Annotated in this window: 14 protein-coding genes, 1 pseudogene and 1 other annotated feature; of the genes and pseudogenes, 12 read left to right on the forward strand and 3 right to left on the reverse strand. The window is 43.6% G+C overall.

Annotation, left to right across the window (positions count from 1 at the left end):
- Positions 1 to 19 precede the first annotated feature (19 nt).
- From ACLTOQ_RS10730 to ACLTOQ_RS10755, 6 genes are all read left to right on the forward strand, one after another.
- Positions 20 to 166: a hypothetical protein gene (locus ACLTOQ_RS10730; protein ID WP_337673738.1), complete on the forward strand. Its 147-nt coding sequence runs from the start codon at positions 20 to 22 to the stop codon at positions 164 to 166.
- A gap of 479 nt (positions 167 to 645) precedes the next feature.
- A complete protein-coding gene (locus tag ACLTOQ_RS10735; RefSeq protein ID WP_337426646.1) occupies positions 646 to 1,962 on the forward strand; it encodes an RNA-binding domain-containing protein in 1,317 nt (438 codons plus the stop codon).
- A gap of 106 nt (positions 1,963 to 2,068) precedes the next feature.
- Positions 2,069 to 2,272: a binding site (T-box leader), on the forward strand.
- Between the two features lie 121 nt (positions 2,273 to 2,393).
- Positions 2,394 to 3,824, forward strand: coding sequence for a proline--tRNA ligase (gene proS, locus ACLTOQ_RS10740; protein ID WP_412319378.1), 1,431 nt, complete (start codon positions 2,394 to 2,396; stop codon positions 3,822 to 3,824).
- 152 nt (positions 3,825 to 3,976) lie between these two features.
- The gene (locus ACLTOQ_RS10745) at positions 3,977 to 5,170 is read left to right on the forward strand and encodes a GGDEF domain-containing protein (protein ID WP_412271318.1); all 1,194 of its coding nucleotides are present in this window, start codon (positions 3,977 to 3,979) and stop codon (positions 5,168 to 5,170) included.
- A gap of 31 nt (positions 5,171 to 5,201) precedes the next feature.
- The gene (locus ACLTOQ_RS10750; protein ID WP_412319379.1) at positions 5,202 to 6,959 is read left to right on the forward strand and encodes a sensor histidine kinase; all 1,758 of its coding nucleotides are present in this window, start codon (positions 5,202 to 5,204) and stop codon (positions 6,957 to 6,959) included.
- Entirely contained in the window at positions 6,937 to 7,926 is a 990-nt protein-coding gene (locus ACLTOQ_RS10755; protein ID WP_412319380.1) for a response regulator, read from the forward strand. Before ACLTOQ_RS10750 ends, ACLTOQ_RS10755 begins: the two co-directional genes overlap by 23 nt.
- Positions 7,927 to 8,105: 179 nt before the next feature.
- On the opposite strand, the gene ACLTOQ_RS10760 is transcribed toward ACLTOQ_RS10755, so the two are convergent.
- Complete coding sequence (locus tag ACLTOQ_RS10760; protein WP_412319381.1) at positions 8,106 to 9,347, reverse strand: IS256 family transposase; 1,242 nt, start codon at positions 9,345 to 9,347, stop codon at positions 8,106 to 8,108.
- A gap of 504 nt (positions 9,348 to 9,851) precedes the next feature.
- Here ACLTOQ_RS10760 and ACLTOQ_RS10765 point away from each other — a divergent pair.
- Genes ACLTOQ_RS10765 through ACLTOQ_RS10775 form a run of 3 tightly spaced genes read left to right on the forward strand, consistent with a single transcriptional unit; the run spans position 9,852 to position 13,387 of the window.
- Positions 9,852 to 10,742 (forward strand): ABC transporter permease, encoded by an 891-nt coding sequence (locus tag ACLTOQ_RS10765; protein ID WP_412319382.1) that lies wholly within the window; start codon positions 9,852 to 9,854, stop codon positions 10,740 to 10,742.
- 12 nt (positions 10,743 to 10,754) lie between these two features.
- Positions 10,755 to 11,639, forward strand: coding sequence for a carbohydrate ABC transporter permease (locus ACLTOQ_RS10770; RefSeq protein ID WP_412319383.1), 885 nt, complete (start codon positions 10,755 to 10,757; stop codon positions 11,637 to 11,639).
- Positions 11,640 to 11,656: 17 nt separating this feature from the next.
- The gene (locus ACLTOQ_RS10775; RefSeq protein ID WP_412319384.1) at positions 11,657 to 13,387 is read left to right on the forward strand and encodes an extracellular solute-binding protein; all 1,731 of its coding nucleotides are present in this window, start codon (positions 11,657 to 11,659) and stop codon (positions 13,385 to 13,387) included.
- A 192-nt stretch (positions 13,388 to 13,579) separates the two neighbouring features.
- Here the strand turns inward: ACLTOQ_RS10775 and ACLTOQ_RS10780 are convergent.
- Together ACLTOQ_RS10780 and ACLTOQ_RS10785 are read right to left on the reverse strand one after the other, a co-directional pair.
- A pseudogene (locus tag ACLTOQ_RS10780) lies at positions 13,580 to 13,702 on the reverse strand (mobility-associated LCxxNW protein); the annotation flags it as partial.
- 94 nt (positions 13,703 to 13,796) lie between these two features.
- Positions 13,797 to 15,185 (reverse strand): ISL3 family transposase, encoded by a 1,389-nt coding sequence (locus tag ACLTOQ_RS10785; protein ID WP_412272416.1) that lies wholly within the window; start codon positions 15,183 to 15,185, stop codon positions 13,797 to 13,799.
- On the opposite strand from ACLTOQ_RS10785, the gene ACLTOQ_RS10790 reads away from it, so the two are divergent.
- The 3 genes from ACLTOQ_RS10790 to ACLTOQ_RS10800 all read left to right on the forward strand — a co-directional run bounded on the left by ACLTOQ_RS10790 (position 15,164) and on the right by ACLTOQ_RS10800 (position 19,279).
- Complete coding sequence (locus ACLTOQ_RS10790) at positions 15,164 to 15,985, forward strand: carbohydrate ABC transporter permease (RefSeq protein ID WP_412272417.1); 822 nt, start codon at positions 15,164 to 15,166, stop codon at positions 15,983 to 15,985. The two genes, ACLTOQ_RS10785 and ACLTOQ_RS10790, sit on opposite strands and share 22 nt — an antisense overlap.
- 88 nt (positions 15,986 to 16,073) lie before the next feature.
- Complete coding sequence (locus ACLTOQ_RS10795) at positions 16,074 to 17,786, forward strand: extracellular solute-binding protein (protein ID WP_412272418.1); 1,713 nt, start codon at positions 16,074 to 16,076, stop codon at positions 17,784 to 17,786.
- Positions 17,787 to 17,893: 107 nt separating this feature from the next.
- Positions 17,894 to 19,279: a glycosyl hydrolase family 28 protein gene (locus ACLTOQ_RS10800; protein ID WP_412319385.1), complete on the forward strand. Its 1,386-nt coding sequence runs from the start codon at positions 17,894 to 17,896 to the stop codon at positions 19,277 to 19,279.
- Positions 19,280 to 19,281 lie beyond the last annotated feature (2 nt).

The raw sequence follows: 19,281 nt of genomic DNA on the forward strand, positions 1-19,281 counted from the left end.
CTGAAAAAGGAGAATATTTATGATGAAAGAAAAAACTGCAAAACTGGTTAGAAAAATTGCATTGAGTTCCGCAAAAAATGCAGTGAACAGAAAGCTGATTTTAATCCTGCATGAGCCCGAAGTACCTGAATTTGTCCGGAAATACATGGAGAAAAAGGAAAAGTAAATTCCGGGAACCGACGTGTGACAGCGTTTAAGACGAATTTCACTGCGTTCAGGAAATTTTGATCTGTGAATGGACAGGCTATGTTACACTGTGAGACAGATAAGGCAGAAGGCGGTTACATAAAAACTCCGGGAGCCTTATTCATTGCCGAAAACGGCATAAAAAACAAGCAGAGCATGTGGGGAATTTGTGTGGTGATAATTAGATCGTGGGATAAATACATTGCTTTGCCTGTTTTTTAGAAGGAAACGAAGGGCGTGCAAAAATCAAAAAATGGTTTTTGCGCGTCTTTTCGTTTGCGGTGATGAGAGTGAAAATTCACTATCACTGAGTGAAAAAAGTGAATATTCACTCTGATAGGGTGAAAATTCACCTAATACTATTGAAAAAAGTGAAAATACAGATATGATATAGCTAAGAACTAGATTTATCTAGGTAGGAACCGGGGGTATGGAGATAAAAGCCAGGAGGTGCTGTACGTGCAATATGAAAGCGAACGTATTGAATATAAATCCCAGATGATCGATGATATTTATAAAGAAGTGATCGCTTTTGCAAATACAGAAGGCGGCGTAATTTATATTGGAGTTGACGATCAGGGAAATCCTACGGGAATTGAGAACATAGATGAAACTTATACCCGTTTGACAAATGGAGTCCGGGATGCCATTGCACCGGATGTGACCATGTTTGTGCGGTATGTCCTTCGGGAGAATAAATTTATTCAGATTGAAGTTGGAGAAGGCTCTTATAAACCATATTATCTGAAAGCAAAAGGAATCAAGCCGTCAGGCGTATATGTCCGTCAGGGTGCGTCCTGTGCACAAGCGTCTCCGGATCAGATTCGTCAGATGATTAAGGATTCTGACGGAGATGTGTTTGAAGAGATGCGCACCGTTGAGCAAGGATTGACATTTCAGGAAGCAGAAGAGGCATTTGCACGATATCATGTAAATTTCACAGAAGATAAATATATTGCATTGGGCCTGCGAAATATCCATGACGATCAGTATACAAACCTGGCGTTGATCTTATCAGACCAATGTAAGCATACGACCAAAATCGCGGTATTCGGAGACGATGCCAATACGGTATTCAAGGATGCGAAGGAGTTTGGCGGTTCTGTTTTCAAACAGCTGGAGGAAAGCTATGCGTATCTGTCCCTCTGTAACCGGACGACAGCGATTTTTAAAGGGCTGGAGCGGATCGAAAAATCGGATTATCCGGAGGAAGCTTTGAGAGAAGCGTTGCTGAATGCCCTTGTTCATCGGGATTACAGTTACAGTGGAAGCATTATTATCAATGTCAATAATTCCTGTATGGAATTTATTTCGATTGGAGGGCTGTTGCCGGGGTTGTCAGCGGAAGATATCCGGAGTGGAATTTCCCAACCGCGCAACCGGAGACTGGCGGAAATTTTTCACAGATTAAAACTGATAGAATCCTATGGGACTGGCATTCGAAAAATATTTGCACTCTATAAGGGCTGTGCGGTGCAACCTAAAATTGACGTGACGCAAAATACGTTTAAAATGATCTTGCCAAACAGAAATGCAGACATGCCAGAGCAGGAAGCTTTGACAGTTGCAGCAGAGAAACCTTCGACGGAAATTACGTCGCAGATGAAAATTGTGCTGGATTATCTGGCGGAGTATCAGGAAATGACGGAGGAAGAGCTGCAGGAGCTGCTGAATATCAAAAAAACGAGAGCATATTTGCTTGCACGTCAGATGAGTGAAAACGGATTGATCGATATTATCGGACGAGGAGCGGAAAAAAAGTATAAACTGAAATAATCAGGAGCAGCGCGCCCGGCATCATTTCATCCACCGGACGCGCCAATACTTTTCGTTTTCCGGTTGACAAATCCGGAGAATTTTTTTATCATCAATAACAGATAGAAAAGAAGCGCAGAAAAGGAATAGTAGAGATGGGAGCGCACTTCAGAGAGGCTGCAATGGTGGAAGCAGCTGTGCAGAACATTTTGAACCGACCCTTGGAGCTTTGCCCCAATAAGGCAGCGTAGGTCCGGCGTTAACGGATGCAGAGCGAACATGCAGAGTGCATGTTAATTGGGGTGGTACCGCCGGATATCCGGTCCCTTTGGGGATCAGGTATCTTTTTTTTATTCATGGCAATAAAGTGTCCGCAGAGTGTGCATTCTATTGTTTTTGAAAAAAAATGAGGAGCCGCCAGTTTAGATTTACAGGGAAAAGGAGGAAATAACATGGCAGACAAAAAGATGGTAGAACAGATTACGTCCATGGAAGAAGATTTTGCACAGTGGTATACCGATGTGGTTCTGAAGGCAGAGCTGATCGGCTATACCAGCGTAAAGGGCTGTATGGCGATCAAACCAGCCGGCTATGCGATTTGGGAGCTGATCCAGAAGCAGCTCGACGAGAGATTTAAAGCGGCAGGGGTACAGAATGTATATATGCCCATGTTCATTCCGGAGAGCCTTCTGGAAAAAGAAAAGGATCATGTAGAAGGATTCGCGCCCGAGGTTGCATGGGTAACCTATGGTGGTTTGCAGAAGCTTCAGGAGCGTCTGTGCGTTCGCCCGACTTCTGAGACACTGTTCTGTGATTTTTATAAAAATGATATCCAGTCCTACAGAGACCTTCCGAAGGTATATAATCAGTGGTGTAACGTTGTTCGCTGGGAAAAAGAAACCCGTCCGTTTTTGCGTTCCAGAGAGTTTTTGTGGCAGGAAGGCCATACGGCACATGCAACTGCTGAAGAAGCAGAAGAGCGTACGATCCAGATGCTGAATGAATATGCGGATTTTGCTGAGCAGGTACTTGCGATTCCGGTGATCAAGGGACGCAAAACGGAAAAAGAAAAGTTTGCGGGTGCAGAAGCAACCTATACAATTGAAGCGCTGATGCATGATGGCAAGGCATTGCAGTCCGGTACGAGCCACAACTTCGGCGACGGCTTTGCAAAAGCCTTCGGCATTCAGTTTACGGATAAGGACAATAAGCTGAAATATGTGCATCAGACCTCCTGGGGTGTGACGACCCGTCTGATCGGTGCGCTGATCATGGTACACGGTGATAATTCCGGTCTGGTTCTGCCTCCTAAGGTTGCTCCGACACAGGTTGTGATCATTCCGATCCAGCAGAGAAAAGAGGGCGTACTGGATAAGGCATATGAATTAAAAGATCGTCTTTCCAACTTCCGCGTAAAAGTGGACGATACCGATAAGAGCCCCGGCTGGAAATTTGCAGAGGCTGAAATGCGTGGTATTCCGGTTCGTGTTGAGATCGGACCGAAGGATATCGAAGCAGGCAAATGCGTTCTGGCACGCAGAGATACCGGTGAAAAGCTCGAATGCACATTAGACGAGCTGGAAGCAAAGATTGCAGAGCTGATGGAAACGATCCAGAAGGATATGCTGGAAAAAGCAAGAAAGCACAGAGAATCCCATACTTATGTTGCAAAGAATATGGAAGAAATGGGTAATATCTTAAATAACACTCCCGGATTTGTAAAGGCGATGTGGTGCGGATGTCAGGAGTGCGAGGACAAGATCAAAGAGCAGTTTGCAGCAACAAGCCGCTGCATGCCGTTCGAGCAGGAAACATTGTCCGATACCTGTGTATGCTGCGGAAAGCCTGCAAAGAAGATGGTTTACTGGGGCAAGGCATATTAAATTCAATCAAAAGACAGGCGCTGCGTGCAACGAAAAAGGCATGCAGCGCCTTTTTCAGCGGTGTCATCGCATGGAAAATTGTGCTATAATGTGGATGAGAAAAACAAGCGACGCCAAAGGCGGCATTTAGAAATACAAAGTGGGGACAGGGTATGATATACGAATTATCAGATCTGACCAGGACGATTATGAATTTGGGGTTTTCTCTGATAGGGATCTATTTTGCACATACGTTTCAAAAGTCAAAACGAAAGCTGTGGCAATGTATTTGCACGTGGCTTCTGGTGTATTTATTCTGGATCACAGCCGGTGCATTCCTGGATGCCTGCTTTTTAAACCATTCGGCGTTTCCGAATATGACGCATGAAAGGATCGACATGTTCATCGCACCGCTTGCGATCTTTGCATACCGGTTTCTATATCCGGAAGCACGACTGCCGGCGTGCATTTTCTACTATTATATGGCGGATAACGTGCTGATTTTGCAGATCCTGTTTTCCAGGACGTTGGCGATGCTGCTGGTACAGTTATTTGGACTGCCGGATCAGGAGACGATCCTGTGTGTTTATGTTCTGTCTCTGGCAGTGGTGGTGGTGCTGTATCGCACTTGGGCCCGGGGAAAAATGCGATGTGTCCTGCGCGACTTTCAGGACAGGATGGGACTGCTGGCGGCCTTTGCCTTTGTCAGCTATTATGGTTCGCTGCTCTTGGTGGATGCCTGGGCACCCTGGCAGCCGCTGACAGGTGTAAATGCAGCACGGAACTTTGCGGCGATCATCATTCCTGCGTGTGGCTACGGTGTCTCTTTCCTGGGCGCGGAGGAGCATGTGCGGGCGGAAGAGATGCGAAAAAAAGCATCCATGGATCCGCTGACTGGTTTGAAAAACCGGCGTGCTATGCTGAATGATATTCAGGAAATGCTGGAAACACTTTCGGATCCTTTATGGCTGGTCTGTCTGGATCTGGACAATTTCAAATCGATCAACGATCAGTATGGACATGATATCGGAGATCAGTATCTGCGGCGCTTTGGGACGATGCTGGAAGAAATGACAGAGCAAAATGGCCAGGCCTACCGAACGGGCGGTGATGAATTTGCGGTGTTGTACAGCGGAGGCCCGGCAGAGAAAATCGAAGCTCTTCGGGAATGCTATCTGCAGAGCTTCCGGGATGGAGAAAAGCCGGAGTTTCTGGGTGTTAGCATTGGCTATGAGCAGGTACAGGATTTCGAGTCCCTGGCAGAAGTTATGAAACGGGCAGATGAAATGATGTATGTAGAGAAACGGGCAAAACAATATGCCCGGGGATACGCAGCAGAGGATACAAAAGAAGTTCTTACGAAATAAGCACAATGGGAGATAGGAAATCGATCTGTATATGAAAAAGAAAAAAATATCGTTAAGGAAAATCATTCTTCTGCTGATGATACTCGGAAGTCTGACGAGTGCAGTTGCTATTATACTGACCTCTTATTCCTCCCTGCAGCTGATGAATCAGAATAATATCGAAGATAATATGAAAATGAATCTGTATCAGTTTACAAAAGAATCGGATGAAGCATGTTATAAGCTTCTTCGTGTACTGAATCAGATGAGCGCAGACGGTATGGTTGGAAGCGCTGTGGACAAGTATCTGACACAGGAGGAGCATTACGATCAGTATGTCAATAAGAAAAACCTCCGCGCACAGCTTGTGAGTCTGAACAGCAGCTCGCCGAGTCTCTTAATTGCATTTTATTATGATCCGTATCGGAACCGTGAGCTTGTGCCGAACTATGCAAATGTCAAAATTTCCATGGAATATAAAAGAGCACCGGTTTTATTTGAGGTAACGGTAAATACCTTTCAGGGGATCCACGGATCTGTGTTTTATCAGAATCAGATGCCGGTTTATTCTGCATATAGAAGGGAACGCTTCGGCGACGGAACCTTGCTGGACTGTTATGCGGAGGTAAAGTCGGAATATGAGATCAGTCCGGCAATGAACCGACAGGGTTATGATTACAGTATTTTACAGCTGAATGAAAACGGAGTTGTGACCTATAGCACAAACCCCAAAGTGATCAAGGGGCAGAAGCTGCTTGATACAGCAATAGAAAAAGAAACCAGCAAGGTAATTGAAAAAGACGGCTACCGTTTTCTGATTTACAGGAGCAAGCTGGGATATATGAATGCCCTGTCGCTGCCCAAAGGAACTTATACAGATGAAATTTATGCATGGCGTTTTAAAACGATCCTGGTTGTTCTGATCATTTTTAGTCTGTTTATGTCCTTTGTGCTGTATTTATATCATTTAATTGGAAAGCCTATTCAGGAGCTTGGGACCCAGATAGAACGGATCGGTCAGGGCTCTTTGCAGGATGAGGTGATCCCGGAATGCGGAATCGCAGAATTTGATCAGCTGCTGGGAGATGTAGAGGATATGAAGCAGCAGATTCGGGAGCTGATCCAACGGTCAAGAGAGCAGGAAAAGGAAGCACAGCAGATGGAATACGAAAAGCTGGTTTACCAGATCAATCCGCATTTTCTGCTGAATGTGTTGAATTCGATCCAGTGGATGGCACAGATGAGTCATCAGAAGGATATCGGAGAATACACAAGTGCACTGAAAAAGCTGCTGTCGTATAATCTCGGAAAAGAAGGAAGGGAAACGACGCTCCGAAAAGAGATCGAGATGGTAAAAAATTATATCTTTTTGCAGCAGAAGCGCTATGATTTTGAGGTAGATATTGCGGTGGAGGAAGGCGAGTACCTGAATGTACCGACTGTGCGAATGATGCTGCAGCCTCTGGTGGAGAATGCAATCCGATATGGTCTTGGGGAGGAAGGAAAAATTGCCATCCAGACGTTTTTTGACAAAAAACGGAACCTGGTCGCTGTGACGATCGAAGATTTCGGACATGGACTGAGTCAAAAAGAAATTGATGAAATTAACGAACCCTTCGGCTATCGGTGGAATACAGGAAAAGAGAACAGGGGAATCGGGATCCGCTATGTCAAGGCGATGCTGAGTACATTTTATCAGGGAAACGCGGATCTGTTTGTAAACAGCAAAAGGGGAACAGGAACAAAGATCACAATTATCTTACCTGCAGCTAAAGAGGTGGACGAACATGAATGTTTTGATCGTAGATGATGATAAGCTTGCCAGAAAGGGACTGATCGCAGTGATCGACTGGGAACAGTATGGACTTTGTGTTGTCGGCGATGCGCAAAATGGGAAAAAAGCGTTGGAGTTTTTGGAAAATCATCCGGTGGATCTGGTTTTTACAGATATTGATATGCCGGAGATGAACGGGCTGGAGCTGATGAAAATCTGTAAGGAGAACTATCCGGAAACAGATTTTGTCATATTTTCTGTATATGAGGATTTTTCCTTTGCCAGACAGGCACTGCGTCTGGGAGCACTGGATTATATTTCCAAAATTGAATTTGATCCGGAGGAATGTGATGCGATTCTGAAAAAGATCGTGGAGAAATATCAGAATAAAAGACGGGAAAAGGCAGAACGAAATCTGCGGACAGAGGAAGACTGGGAAGGAGAAAACGTTCGAAAGCTGGAAGAAGAGTTTAAATCGGGGCGATGGATCTTTGATGAAAACGAGCTGGAAAAAATGTCAGAGCAGCTTTCAGAGCTGCCGCTGCGCTATGCGGAACGGATCCTGGTAAGCAGCTTTAACCACCTGCAGCTGTCGCAGCGGGATAAAATTCCGGCATTTGAAACAATGTCGGAGTTGTTAAACTGGATCCACAGCTGGCTGCAGGACAGCTATTTAAACAGCAACAGTAAAACAGATGATATCAGTCTTTGTATCCGTGCAGTTCAATACATTCAGGAGCATGTAACGGAAAGTATACGGGCGGAAGCTGCGGCAGATGTAGTAGGAATGAGCCGCGGATATTTCAGCACCAAATTCCGGGAAGTGACGGGAGAAACGTTTCATAATTGTGTGATAAGATATAAAATGAAAACGGCGGCAAAGGAAATCCGAAAAGGAGAGAAGAGTATGACCGAGATCGCGTTGGAGCTTGGGTACGATAATTTTTACTACTTTTCCAAGCTGTTCCGAAAAGAGTACGGATGTACACCGGGAGAGTTTTAAAAAGGAAGATGAAAAAAATGAGTGTATGAGAAAATCTCTGTAAATAAGATTCTTCTATGATAATTAAGGGCAATAAGCTTACGGATTAGGCTTATCGCCCTTGTTTTATATATAACAGTTGCTTACAGGCATGTCAAGGGCAGGCGGTTTCCCGCCTGTCTTTTTAAGCTGTCTTTTGATTATTCAGGTAAGCGTCCTTCGTACATAATACTCAGTTCTCCATAGACCTGGCCCCAATCCCGGATTGTGGTAGTCCACTTTTTCGTAGCCTCAAAAGTGGCCAAATACAGGGCTTTTAACAGGGCGGTATCGCTTGGAAATACGCTCCTTTGGCGATTCAGCTTCCGGTAGGTGGAATTCAGTGATTCTATCGCATTTGTCGTGTAAATGACCTTTCTGACAGTGGTTGAGAACTTAAAAATAGGGGAAACAGCATCCCAGTTGTCCTTCCAACGCTTCATGGAATTCGGGTATTTGGGAGTCCATTTTTCAGTTACACGGTCTAAGGCAGCCAGAGCTTTCTGCTCGTCAGCAGCCTGATAGATGGTTTTTAAGTCTGTAGCAAAGGCTTTTCTATCCTTATCCGGAACGTATTTCAGAGTATTTCTTACCTGATGAACAATACCTCTCTGGTATTCTGTTTTTGGAAACGCTGTTGCAATCGCTTCCTTAATGCCTGTAAGGCCGTCGGCGCAGATGATCAGGATATCCTTAACTCCTCGATTTTTCAGTTCATTTAAGACTGAAAGCCAGTATTTCGCACTTTCATTGTCACCGATTGTAATGGTCAGGACTTCCTTTTTGCCCTCTGTATGAATACCCAGAATGACATAAGCTGCAAGTTTACGAATGATTCCATTATCCCGTACAGAATAATGGATTGCATCGATGTAAAGGATCGGATATACCTCATCCAGTGGACGGTTCTGCCAGTCTTCAATCTGAGGAAGTATTTTATCTGTCACGTCAGATATGAAACTTTCTGATGCTTCAAAACCATAGATATCTTCGATTGTTTCCGAGATCTGGCGAGTGGTCATTCCCTTTGCATACATAGAAATGATCTTCTGATCAATATCAGAAATATCTTTCTGACGCTTTTTCACAATCTGTGGTTCAAAGGTCGATTTTCGATCCTGTGGGACTTCGATTTCCATAGAACCATACCGACTGTTTACCTGCTTATGTTTATAGCCGTTGCGATAATCATCGTTGTCAGAACGCTCGGACTTTTCGTATCCAAGGTGATCATCCATTTCGGCCTCCATCATTTCTTTAATGGTGCCACCTAAGAGATCTTTGAGAGCATCCTGGATGTCTTCTGCAGTCTCGATATCGTATTCTTCGAGAAGCTGCCGAATGATGTTTCTTTTACCATCGGTCATTTGTACTCTGTGTACAGGTTTCTTTTGTCTTGCCATAATAAAAGGCCCTCCTAATGATAATTATTTTATCATAGAAGGACCTTGCCTAGATTATTTTACAGAAAAAGTATCACAGACTCGAAATGTTGGCATATTCAAGGTCAAGCAAATCCGTGATACTATTCATATAGCCTCCTTTGTAAAAAATATTTCCGCAAAAATATCATAAGAGAAGAAGGCTAGAAGGGCCAATAGCACTTCAAAAAAGAAACAGGATTAACCAGCTAATAACTGATTAACCCTGTTTCTTATTATGTTTATAATGTTTAGCCCCTCACGAAGAACCCTCAAACCAGCCCCTCATGAAAGCCTCTCACGACAACCCCTCAAGTTGTACCCTCACGAAACTAGCCCCTCAACAACTTTGAATACCAAAAAATGTTCGATTTGATTCGGACATTTTTTTAAATTAAAAAAAAGACTGTAAAATCAGAAACAATATCGTCTAGTGAAAAATATGATTACAGGATAAACTGTCTATAAAAGAAGGGAGGTTTACTCATGTACATTAAAAGGTTTGTGAAACATTATTACATAATGCTGGTACCGGCTTTCCTGTGGCTGTTCTTTTTCAGTATCGTGCCTATGTTTGGAATCGTGATGGCTTTTCAGGATTATAATCCGGGACAGGGCATCCTGCATTCCAAATTTGTTGGTCTGGCTAATTTTGAGTATATGTTTCAGATGAGTGACATTGCGCAGGTTTTGCGTAATACAGTCACTATTGCTGTGGGTAAGATCATTGGAAATATTATTTTCCCGCTGATCTTTGCATTATTATTAAATGAACTGGCATTGAAAAGACTGAAGCGTCCGATTCAGACAATCGTATACTTACCGTATTTTCTGTCCTGGGTTATTCTTGCAAAGATCGTGCTGAACATTTTCGGTTATACAGGACCGATAAATCAGCTGATACAGCTGTTTGGTGGTGACCCGATCAATTTCTTCGGGGAAGCAAAGCTGTTCCAGCCGCTGGTGATTGGTACGGACATCTGGAAAGGGTTCGGTTATAATACAGTAGTTTATCTTGCTGCTATCCTGGGTGTTGATAAATCATTGTATGAAGCGGCAGCAGTAGATGGTGCCGGCAGGTTTAAGAGGATATGGCATGTGACGCTGCCGGGTATAAGGACGACAGTAGCACTTCTGGCTATCCTGTCTCTTGGCAATATATTAAATGCAGGATTTGACCAGATATATAATCTGTATAACCCATTGGTATATTCAACAGGAGATGTTATTGATACATGGGTATACAGGGCTGGTTTACAGAATCTGCAGTATTCTCTGGCAACAGCAGTCGGATTATTCAAGTCTGTGATTAGTGTCATATTGATTGCCCTGGGTTACTGGCTTGCAGATAAATTTACCGGTTATAAACTGTTTTAGGAGGTGATATCTATGATTGAGAATAAAAGCCTCGGATCCAAGATTTTCGATGTTTTGAATGTGGTGTTCCTTGTTATAGTTACGTTGATCTGTATTATGCCTGTATGGTATGTCCTCTGTGTATCCTTGAGCAGCAAGGAAGCCGTTAATGCAGGAAAAGTTGCTTTCTGGCCGGTTGGCTTCAATCTGCTCTCCTACCAGAAGATTTTGGGAGAAGGTGAATTTTTTGGTTCGTTCCTGATATCTATAAAAAGAGTAGTACTGGGTACTGCTGTCAGCATGGTATGTGTTCTTATGGCAGCGTTCCCGTTGTCAAGAACGAAAAAGCAGTTCCCCCTTAAAGAAATCTTCATGTGGATTCTTGTATTTTGTATGTTATTCAACGGTGGTACTGTTCCATGGTATATCACTATGAGAAACTACCATCTGATGGACAGTATCTGGGGACTGGTGCTGGGAACAGGACTACAGGTGTTTAATGTAATCCTTGCAGTGAACTTTTTTAAAAATCTTCCATCAGAGCTGGAAGAAGCATGTTTTATTGATGGCGGCGGACCGTGGAGGAATCTGATATCCATATACATACCGCTGGCAAAACCGATGGTGGCAACCATTGCACTTTTTACCATGGTCATGTACTGGAATGAATTCTTCCAGGGAATGGTCCTGAGTACAAGACAAAGCAGTTATCCACTGCAGACCTATATCCAGCAGATGGTTGTAACACTGGATTATTCTACAATGAACGTAGAACAGATCGCACAGGCGATGAAATTAAATAATCTCTCATTGGATGCAGCAAAGATATTTATAGCTATGATACCGGTACTGATTGTATATCCATTCCTGCAAAGATATTTTGTAGATGGTATTACACTTGGATCAGTAAAAGGATAAAAAAAGGAGGAAGAAGTATGAAACAGAAACAGATTATCGCACTTGTAAGTGCGACAGCACTGGTTGCGACTGCGCTGGCAGGATGCGGCAAAACATCAGAAGAAAACACACAGACAACAGCAGTAAGCACACAGACAACAGCAGTAAGTGAGGCAGAAGGAACAGCCAAGGAAGATCTTCCATTTTCAAAATATGCAGAGACAGTAACTGTCCATCTGGGCGGTTCATTGAATCCAAATGCGAAGGTTCCTAACGGAATGAGCATTGAGGATAACCCCTATACACGCTTCTTGAAGGATGATCTTAATATCGAGGTCGTATACGACTGGGTTGCATCCTCATCTGACTTTGATGAGAAAATGAACCTGTGTATCGGAAGCGGTACGATCCCCGAGCTGATGAAAGTCAATGCGGCACAGTACAGGGCACTTCTGAAATATGATATGATCCAGCCGCTTGATCAGTATTTTGATGACTATGCTTCTGATACACTGAAAGGATATGTGGAATCCGGTGGAGAAGAGCTGAAAAAATGTATCTCCAATGATAAGGGAGAGATGATGGCAATCCCAGCCCCGAATATCACAGCTGGCGGCATCAATGAAATGTGGATCCGTCAGGACTGGCTGGATAATCTTGGACTGGAGGTCCCAAGAACCTGGGATGAGCTGGTAACAGTAGCAGAGGCATTCGTAACCCAGGATCCGGATGGCAACGGAGAAGCTGATACCATTGGAATTCTTGGACCAAGCAATTCAGATCATATGAATGCAATTGGAAATAACCAGTATGGACTGGATCCATTGTTCAGCAGCTTCCAGTCTTATCCACAGTACTGGCTGCAGGATGAGGATGGAACTGTAAAGTATGGTTCAATTCAGCCGGAGACCAGAACAGCCCTAGAAAAAATACAGAAATTGTATACAGATAAACTGATTGATGCGGAAATGCTTGTCAGAAATGACAGTAAGGAACCTCTTCTGGCTGGAAAGGTTGGAATTTTCTTTGGACCATGGTGGTGTGGCTATACAGTGGGAGATGCCACAATGGCAGGCGAAGCAGATTGGAGAGCATATTTTACACCATTGGCTGAGGACGGAGACTATTATACGCATATGGCAGAGCCTACATCGATATATGTAGTAGCAAGCAAGAGCTGCAAGAACCCGGAAGCTGCATTTAAGATTATTAGCTATCTGGTTGCTAATGAACAACGGTGGGTAGCAGAGGGCATTGCCACCACAGAAATGAATGCTGCGGATTTATATCCGTTATGGAATGTCTACGACAATGCAGATGAGATTGAAGTATCCACTGAGACTCTTGAAAAATATCTTGCAGGAGAGATTACAATGGATGATGTCGATTTCTCACGGCACAAATTGTTAAAGAATGATATGGAAGCGGTTACTGAACTGAAAAAGGAACCTTATGATGATTTCAGCCTGGATAAATGGAATCTGGACAGTGACCTTGTACATACTAATCTTCCGAGACTTGTGTCACTTCTGGTTGGCGGTTATCCATTGGTAAATGATAAATATATACCGGTTTACAATGCATATAATGGTCAGACAGAAACCATGGAGACCAAATGGGCAAACCTGAAAAAAATGGAAGAAGAAACATTTGCAAAAATTGTTATGGGAAAAGCAGATATCAGCGAATTTGATACTTTTGTTGAAAACTGGAAGAAACAGGGCGGTGACCAGATTCTCAAAGAAATCAACGATGAATTAAGTAAGTAAAAGAGACAGCGGCTGATGGTGTTCATTAGCCGCTGTTCCTTAATTGGAGGTATAAAATGCGGGAAAACAAAGTAAGTATAATCAAAGTTGTTGAGGGTTCTTCGTGAGGGGCTGAGAAGAGGGGCTTTCATGAGGGGCTAACTTGAGGGTATGAGATAGGGCCTGGTATAACACCAGCCCCTTAAATAATATTTAGTCTATTTCGTATTCTTCCGGATAAGGGATTCCGTGCTCATCCAGGAGATGTCGTAGCTCTTGGATATATTTGTACTTGTGTTCAATCTCAATCCAGTTTCCGTGGCACAACGTGTGGCATTCTTCTAATTCTTATCTTGTAATTTCATAATCGAGCCAGAGTATACATTTATGATCTTTGCTAAAAGCGCAATAGTTTTCCATAGAACCCTCCTTAAAATTCATCTTCTTCAAAATATGTGACAGGATTATAATCAGATACTCCATTTAGAACCGGAGCTGACCGTGTGGCATAGAGGAAGCGATTTCTGAAATGTTCAAAATTTCGAAAGCCTCGCCCTAACCGCTTAAGATCTTTCACTTTTCTGTTGATTGATTCAATTGGACCATTGGATAATCGGCTGTCATATATCTTTCCATTACCAACCTTTTCAACCATTATGAATGAATTGATGATAGGGTCTTTATATTTTTCTAATAAGTTGGCGAAATCTCTGAACATTTCATATGATGATTTTTGGTAGACGACTATTAATTCGTCAATTTCAGTACGTACAGCAATCGGATTGCCGCCATTTCGTGAGTTGAATAACACGTGCTGTTCCTTAAGGTTGCGGAAATCTTTAAGGTTAGAATCAATGCGAAAAAGCCAATCCTCATAATCGTAAGTGTTCATTAGAACGTGAAAGTGCTGGTCCATGCGAGGGTCTGAGTGATAGCGGATGTTTGACTGATTTGACAGGATAAGCCGGCGATATTTCTGAAGGATATATACCTCGTCAGAGATGGACAGCTGAACAGGATGCATGGGGTCAGTAGTTAACTGTTCTTGAAGTTCCCTGTCACGTTGTTTGTATTTCTTAAGTAACTGTCGCATGTAGTTATCGATAGAGCGGGTAACCCATTGAAGCACATGGAAAGAATCCACAACCGGAACAGCATTTGGAAAGTACTTATCTACATAAGAAATGTATGGATTATACATATCTGATATAAGATACTTTACAGAATTACGTTCCTCGGGTGGAATTGATGTAAAGTATGGTTCGGTGACATTCATTCGTCTGCTTCGTAAAAGATCAATGGGCTCTCCAGTATGAAAATCCTGAATGACCAAAGCATACTTGCAGTTATCGTCCATATCCAGAAATACTTCATCAACAGAAATAGCATCTGTAAGAGGAAGTCGATCAAGTTTTACATACCGGTCAAATACATCATGCGCATATGTATCCGACACATGGAATCTTTTGCTTATAGATGCTGACGATTCAGCCAGGTTTCGATATGCATCAACAATAAGCATATCTGTTGCGTTTGTTGTCCTTCTGTTTTTGCTTACAAACTTGAATGAATCACTGATGTCGTAAAGGTAATCAGGATTGGTGCAACGCCATCGACGCTGCTTCAGGATTAAAACAAGTTTGTAGTTATCCTGAAGTATTGGATGATTGATTTTTCTATTCTTGGTTCCTCTGGAATGCATTCTGAAACCACAACAAGGACAGAAGTGCGCATCCGGAGCTGTTTCAAGATAGATTGTTTTTTGTTTGACCTTCAATGTCGATAGAGCTGATAGAAATGTTGGCATCTTCAAGGTCAAGCAAAATAGCCTCTGTAATATGTGTTTCCCTGAGCAGCAAGGAAGCGGTCAATGCAGGTCTGGTATCCTTCTGGCCGGTTGGATTTAACCTGTTCTCTTACCAGAAGGTCCTTGGGGAGTCGGATTTCTTCCGCTCCTTCTGGGTATCGATCCAGAGAGTGCTGTTGGGAACCGGAGTCAGCATGTTCTGTATCCTGCTTGCGGCATATCCCCTGTCGAGAACCTCTAAGCAGTTTCCAAAGAGATCCATTTTTATGTGGATTCTGGTATTCTGCATGCTGTTTAACGGAGGAACCGTTCCGTGGTATATTACAATGAAGGGCTATGGCCTGGTAGACAGCATCTGGGGTCTGGTGCTTGGTATGGGATTAAATGCATACAATCTGATCCTGGCAGTGAATTTCTTTAAGAATCTTCCGGCAGAGTTGGAGGAAGCGGCGCTGGTGGATGGTGCCGAACCCTGGAAGTGTCTGGTTTTGATTTTTATCCCGCTGGCAAAGCCGGTGATAGCGACCATCGCATTGTTTACCATCGTACAGTACTGGAACGAGTTCTTCCGGGGAATGGTACTGAGTGCAAGGCAGTCCAATTATCCGCTGCAGACGTATATTCAGCAGCTGGTTGTTACATATGATTTTTCAACGATGAACGTAGAACAGATCGCGCAGGTTCAGAAGCTGAACAAACAGTCCCTGGATGCAGCGAAAATTGTTGTTGCGATGATCCCGGTGCTGGCAGTATATCCGTTTTTACAAAAGTATTTTGTATCCGGTATTACACTTGGATCGATAAAGGGATAAGCGTGTTGTAATAAGGTTGTTGTGATTTCCGGCAGGCTTTGCCGGCGCAAATAAAAGAAAAGGAGAAGGGTATGAAAGCGAAAAAGTATTGGTATGGTTGTGTGCTGCAGCAATGCTGGTTTCAGCGGCAGGCTGTGGATCGTCCGCAGGAAGTACTGGAAGCGATGCGGCTGGTGGACAGGGAGTACAGGAAGCAGAGGGAACTGCGAAGGAGGATCTTCCTTTAGCAAAGTATCCGGAAGAAGTTACCGTGCATCTTGGCGGAAGCATGAATCCGAATGCAAAACTGCCGGAAGGAATGACGTATGAAGAAAATAGCTATATTGATAAGCTGAGAAATGATCTGAATATCAATGTAGTATATGACTGGGTTGCATCTTCCTCAGATTATAATGAAAAGATGAACCTGTGTATCGGCAGTAATACGATTCCGGAGCTGATGAATGTAAACGCAGAGCAGTATCGTGCGTTGTTAAAATACGATCTGATCCAGCCGATTGGAAAATACTATGAAAATTATGCATCGGACAAACTGAAAAGCTATATAGAATCCGGCGGCGAAGCACTGCAGAAGGTTATCTGCAATGAAGACGGCGAGATGATGGCGATTCCGGCGCCCAACATTACAGCAGGCGGTGTAAATGAAATGTGGATCCGTCAGGACTGGCTGGATAATCTCGGTCTGGAAGCACCCAGAACCTGGGATGAGATGGTTGCTGTTGCCGAGGCCTTTGTCAAAGAAGATCCGGATGGCAATGGTGAAAATGATACGATCGGTATCCTTGGGCCTGCGAATTCAGATTATGTAAACGGAAACGGCGGTAATCGCTATGGTCTGGATCCTCTGTTCAGCGCTTTTCAGTCCTACCCGAAATACTGGCTGAAGGATGACAGCGGAAATATTGTATACGGATCTATTACAGACGAAACCAGAACTGCACTGGAAAAGGTTGCAGGTCTGTATGCAGATGGTCTGATCGATACAGAGATCCTGGTAAGAAATGACAGTACAGAGCCTTTGCTTTCAGGAAAGGTGGGTATTTTCTTCGGCCCCTGGTGGTGTGGATATACAGTTGGCGATACGATTCTGGCACAGGAAGCCGACTGGCAGGCATATTTTACACCCCTTGCGGAGGACGGAAAATTCTATACCCATATGGCAGAGCCTACATCGAAATATGTGGTTGCAAGCAAGGAATGCAAAAATCCGGAGGCTGCCTTTAAGATCATCAACTATCTGATCGAATATCAGCAGAGCTGGATGGGAGAGGGAAATGGAAATGCCGGAGCACTTGGTACCTCGGATTTCTATCCTCTGTATAATGTATATGACAATGCAGATGAGATCGAAGTATCCTATGATTGTCTGAAAAAATATCTGGCAGGCGAAATCGAAATGGATGATGTGGATTTTAGTACCCATAAGCTTTTAAGAAACGATATGGAAACTATCACAAAGCTGAAAAACGAGCCCTACGATGACTTCAGCATGAAGTACTGGAATTTTGAAAATATGGATCTGGCAAAGAGCAATCTGTCCCGTCTGGTTTCCATTATGGTAGGAGATGCGCCCCTTGTAAATGAGGAGTATGTTCCGATTTACAGCAGCTATGACGGCAGAACTAAGACGATGGATTCCAAATGGTCGAACCTGACAAAACTGGAGGAGGAGACCTTTGCAAAGATCATTACAGGCAAAGCAGGAATCGAAGCCTTTGACTCTTTTGTAGAGGAATGGAAGGCATCCGGCGGAGATGAGATCACAAAGGAAATCCAGGATGAAGTAGACATGCAGCAGTAAATAACGGAATACGAAGTTCGGAGATTTGGTTGTCAAAAAATGCAGGTGGCGTCTCGAGCCCGGGACACCATTTGTTAAATAAGGTTAAACAGGAGGGAAAAAGAGACATGAAGGATTTTGAAAACGATTTAATTTATTATCCCAATCCGGATCCGATCGAGGAGCCGCGGTTTATTTTGAATTCCGTAGAGGAACTGGAAAAATCAACAAAATACAGTGTTATCTGCAATGGAACGGAGCGCGTGGTATATCATACAGACTCCTTTGATTATGTTATTGTAGTAGATGACGAAGCCTATGATCTGGAAATTTCGATTCATACACCCTTTGAGAAGCTGGCAATTCGTCCGACCAGCTTTGGAATCGTCCCTTCGGTAACAGGAGAGACTGTTCAGATTCATCTCGACGAGCCGAAGAAATTTACGGTAGAGACAGACGGCGGACTGCATGACGCACTGTTTGTGTTCTGTTCCCGTAGAATTGAGAAACCGGAAAATACGACGATCTGTTTTGAAAAAGGAAAAGTATACAATGTTGGCGTCCTGACCTTAAAGCCGAACGACACGGTTTATATCGAAGAGGGTGCCGTGGTATCTGGTTGTATTTATGCGGATCATTGTGATAATATATCTATTATAGGAAACGGAATCGTCAATGGAGCCTGCTGGCATCTGCCGGACAGTAATGCCCATCGGTTTTTTATCTATATCAAGTGGTGCAACAATGTTCTCTTAAAAGGCTTTACGGCAGTAGACGGGCCCTCCTGGCATGTGGTTCCGGCGGCATGCGATCATGTGGTCATTGATGATATGAATATCATGTCCAGAATTGTAACAGGAGATGGAATTGATATTACGAGCAGTCAGGATGTGGAGGTAAAGAATTGCTTTATCCGTTCGACGGATGACAGTATCTGTATTAAGGCGCATGGGCTGATTGCGGATACTTCGACTGTTCGGGATGTGACGAAGGTATATGTCCATAATAATGTGCTCTGGAATGCGGAGCCGGGCAATGCAATTGAATTAGGCTATGGGCTTCAGAGTGAAATTCACGATCTCGTATTTGAGGATTGTGATATCATTCACTGTCAGTACGAAGGAAATATGGGTGGCGCAGCGATTTCTATCCATCAGGCGGATGGCGGTCATGTGCATGACGTCCATTACAGAAATATCAGGGTAGAGCAGGCGGAACAGAAGCTGTTCGATATCAAGGTTCTGCTCTGCAAGTATACACAGCAGGTTGCCAAAGGGGAGATCAATGATATTCATTTTGACAACATTCAGGTATTAAACGGCGATATTCCGGTTTCCTTGATTCGAGGATACCAGACGCCGACGGAAGAAGTACGTGTCCATGATATTACCTTTGACAATATTACCTTTATGGGGAAAAAGTGTGAAACCTGGCAGGATCTTCGTTTGGTTACGGAGCTGGCAAACGATATTTATGTCAATGGCGTCAGAACGTGCAAACAGATGAAATTCTGAAA

Source organism: Gallintestinimicrobium sp. (genome assembly GCF_046968865.1).
In the GTDB taxonomy this organism is placed as follows: Bacteria; Bacillota; Clostridia; order Lachnospirales; family Lachnospiraceae; genus Gallintestinimicrobium; species Gallintestinimicrobium propionicum.